Source organism: Micromonospora endophytica, from assembly GCF_003236305.1.
GTDB classification, from domain to species: domain Bacteria; phylum Actinomycetota; class Actinomycetes; order Mycobacteriales; family Micromonosporaceae; genus Micromonospora; species Micromonospora endophytica.
In genome coordinates, this window is sequence record NZ_POTX01000409.1 from 1 (window position 1) to 3,212 (window position 3,212).

The window sequence follows — 3,212 nt, forward strand, 5'->3', positions numbered from 1 at the left end:
CCCACCCCCACCGCTGACACCCCTAAAGGCGCAGATCTTGGTACGAAACCGCCCCCCTGGAGGCACTTTCGCACCAAGATTCACATCAGCTTTACCGACGACGCTGTCGGTGGGGGTGTCGGGGGCGCTGGATGGAGTTCTTGCGGGCCGCTATTGAGCTGAACCGTTCACGCCATCACGTCGGGAGGACCGTCACCGGTATGGCCCGCTCACCATCCCGGGCCCGTTACGCCGTACCGGCCCGCTCATCGCCCTGAACCGTTTGCGCTCTCAGCTCTGTAGGCCGGCACTGGCCCACGTTCACGCTCGGCAGCACCAGCGCGATCAGGTTGGCCCGCCGGCCTCAGCCGGTCTCGTCGTCCGCCAGCCGGCCGGCAGTGGCCCGGGGCCGATGACTCCACCGGCCGGCCAGCGGGACGCGTCGCCTGGTCAGGCCGGTTGGGGCTGCCGTCCGCGTCCCCGTCGACCGCGACCCGGGACGCCCGCCCCCGATTCCTCCGGGCGTCCCACCGGTCCCTCGCCGGTCACGCTGATTTCCCGGTCCGCCGACACCGGCTCATCAACCGACGCTGGCTCGTTCACCAGCGCCGGCTCGTCGACCGATGGCGGCTCATCGACCGTGTCCCGGCCGTTCGTGCCCACCGGGGCCAGTTCGTCGGCGGGCGATTCCGGCTGGTCGTCGGCGTCCAGCGCGGCCAGCTCGTCGGGGAACATCCGTCGGGATCCGGCGTCGACCGGGGTCAGCCCGTCGGCCCGGGAGTGCCCGCGACCGATGACGTCGTCGTACGGCTCACGCGGAAAGAGGGCGGGGCCGCGTCGCCCGTCCACCCGTGCAGACGGAAAGTCAGGCAGCTCGAAGTCGTCGTCGATCGGGCGATCGTCGAGCTGGGCGGGTGCCTCGTCGTCGGGCACCGGCTCGGTCGCCTCGCCGTGCACCCGCTGCTCGGCCTCGGCGTCGGAGACGGTGCTCGTACTCAAGGTGGGTCGGTTGCGCAGGAACCTGCCGCGTCCCCGGGACAGGTCGTGACCGACCGCGACCGCCTCCAGTTCGTACAGCGTGCGGTGGTTGCCGGCGTCGTCGGTCCAGTCCCGGGTGTAGAGCCGCCCGCAGACCACCACCGGATCGCCGAGCGCGACCGAGGCGGCCACCCCCTCGGCGAGCTTGCGCCAGCAGTTCACGCGTACCCGCAGGCTGTTGCCGTCCACCCAGCGCCCGCTGTCGCGGTCCAGACGCCTGGCGGTCGACGCGACCTTGAAGTTGGCCACCAGGGTGTTGCTCTGGGTGGTACGACGCCACTCCGGGGCCGTCAACACGTTCCCGACGATCGTGACGTGAGTGTCGAACATCGTCCCTCCAACGGATTCGGGGCTCCTGACTCGGCACCGAGCGTGCGCCGCAGCACGGCTCCGGGACAGCCCCACACCCCGCACCTGTGGACAACCGGACGGGTTGTGGACGAACGCCTGATCAAGGTCCCGATGTGGTAGGGCCTACGTCCCTGGCCCACCGCCAGGCCCCGGATCGATGATCAGAACGGAACGGAAACAGCACGTTCCGGACGGACCCGACCTGGGTACGGATCTGACAACCGCACCTGTGAGCACGACGTCGAACGAAAGGTCAACGATCATGATGATGACCGCCACCCGTTCCGCCCTCGTCCCCGGGCAGGTGCAGCGATGAACGCGAACCCGGCCACCGTCGAGAAGTGCCTCCGCTTCAACGCTGGCTTCTCGCAGGGCGACCAGAACTGGATCATCCCCCAGTTCGGCACGCTCGACGCCCGGCTGGCCACCTTCGACGCCGACGCCACCGACCTCGAACTCTCGATCAAGGACCGCGAGACGAAGGGTCAGCGGGTCACGCTGGAGTGCCGGATCGCCGGCTGGCCGAAGATCGTCACCACGTCGAGTGAGGAGGATCTGCGGGCCGCGCTCAACGACGTCCGCGACGACCTGCGCCGCAAGCTCAACGACGCGAAGACCAAGCATGAGCCCCGCAACAACAAGCACCTGCGGGTCGCGCCCCCGCCCGCCCAGCCCGAGGAACTGCTGGACCTGCCCGGCGACGACCTGGCCGGAGGCAACCTGACCGGCGTCGGGACGACGACCGACGAGAGGTGACAACGCCGCCGGCCCGGGTGACCGGGCCGGCGCACCGATGGTGAAAAGGCGCGCTCCCGTCCGCCACCGAGTGGGCGGGAGCACCGCCACCTGGCCTACCGTCCGGTAGCTGGTCAGGCGTACCGTCTGCGACGTGGAACCGGACCTGCTGGGCCCGCCGTACGAGCGGCACACCATCGACCTGGGCAGCGACGACGAAGGTCCGGTGGTCGCCACCCTGGTCCGCCGCCGGGCCGAGCGCCCCACCGGCCGGGCCGTGCTCTACGTGCACGGCTTCGTCGACTACTTCTTCCAGACCCACGTGGCCGACTTCTTCGCCGCCCGGGGCTGGGACTTCTACGCACTCGACCTGCGCAAGTACGGCCGCAGCCTGCTGCCGCACCAGACCGCCAACTTCTGTCGTGACCTCGGCGACTACTTCCCCGAGCTGGACGCCGCCGCGCGCATCGTGCGTACCGAGGACGGACACGACACCCTGCTGGCCATGGGCCACTCCACCGGCGGCCTGATCGTCTCGCTCTGGGCACACGCCCGCCGCGACGCCGGCCTGGTCGACGGGATCGTCCTGAACAGCCCCTTCTTCGACCTCAACGCCCCCTGGTTCGTGCGCAGACCCATCGCGGCCGCCGTCGCGCGCCTGGGCCGCCGGGCCCCGCACCGCGTCCTCCCGCTCGGCCTCGGCACCGTGTACGGCGAGAGCCTGCACGCCGAGCATCGCGGCGAATGGACGTACGACCTGGCTTGGAAGCCGCTCGCCGGCTTCCCCGTCCGGGCCGGCTGGCTGGACGCCGTCCGCACCGGTCAACGGCGGCTGCGTGGCGGGCTGGACATCCCGGTGCCGGTCCTGCTCGCCTGCTCGACCCGCTCGTTCCGGGGCAGCAAGTGGCACGAATCAGCCACCCTCGCCGACGCCGTCCTCGACGTCGAACACATGGTCCGCTGGGCGCCCCGCCTCGGCCGACACGTCACGGTGGCCCGCTTCGACGGCGGCCTGCACGACCTCACCCTCTCCGGCCCCGCCGTACGGGAGAAGGTCTTCGCCGAGGTCGGACGCTGGGCCGAAGCATTCCTCTGCGCCGGCCCCACCC

At 70.7% G+C, this 3,212-nt stretch carries 2 protein-coding genes and 1 pseudogene; 2 read left to right on the top strand and 1 reads right to left on the bottom strand.

The window, feature by feature from the left end:
- Positions 1-610: 610 nt before the first annotated feature.
- Positions 611-1,347 (bottom strand): annotated as a pseudogene (gene ssb / locus C1I93_RS29850) (single-stranded DNA-binding protein).
- Between the two features lie 333 nt (positions 1,348-1,680).
- On the opposite strand from ssb, the gene C1I93_RS29855 reads away from it, so the two are divergent.
- A complete protein-coding gene (locus tag C1I93_RS29855) occupies positions 1,681-2,124 on the top strand; it encodes an HPF/RaiA family ribosome-associated protein (RefSeq protein WP_223256711.1) in 444 nt (147 codons plus the stop codon).
- Between the two features lie 133 nt (positions 2,125-2,257).
- On the top strand, positions 2,258-3,212 hold a 955-nt coding region (locus C1I93_RS29860; RefSeq protein ID WP_111246583.1), incomplete at its 3' end, for an alpha/beta hydrolase.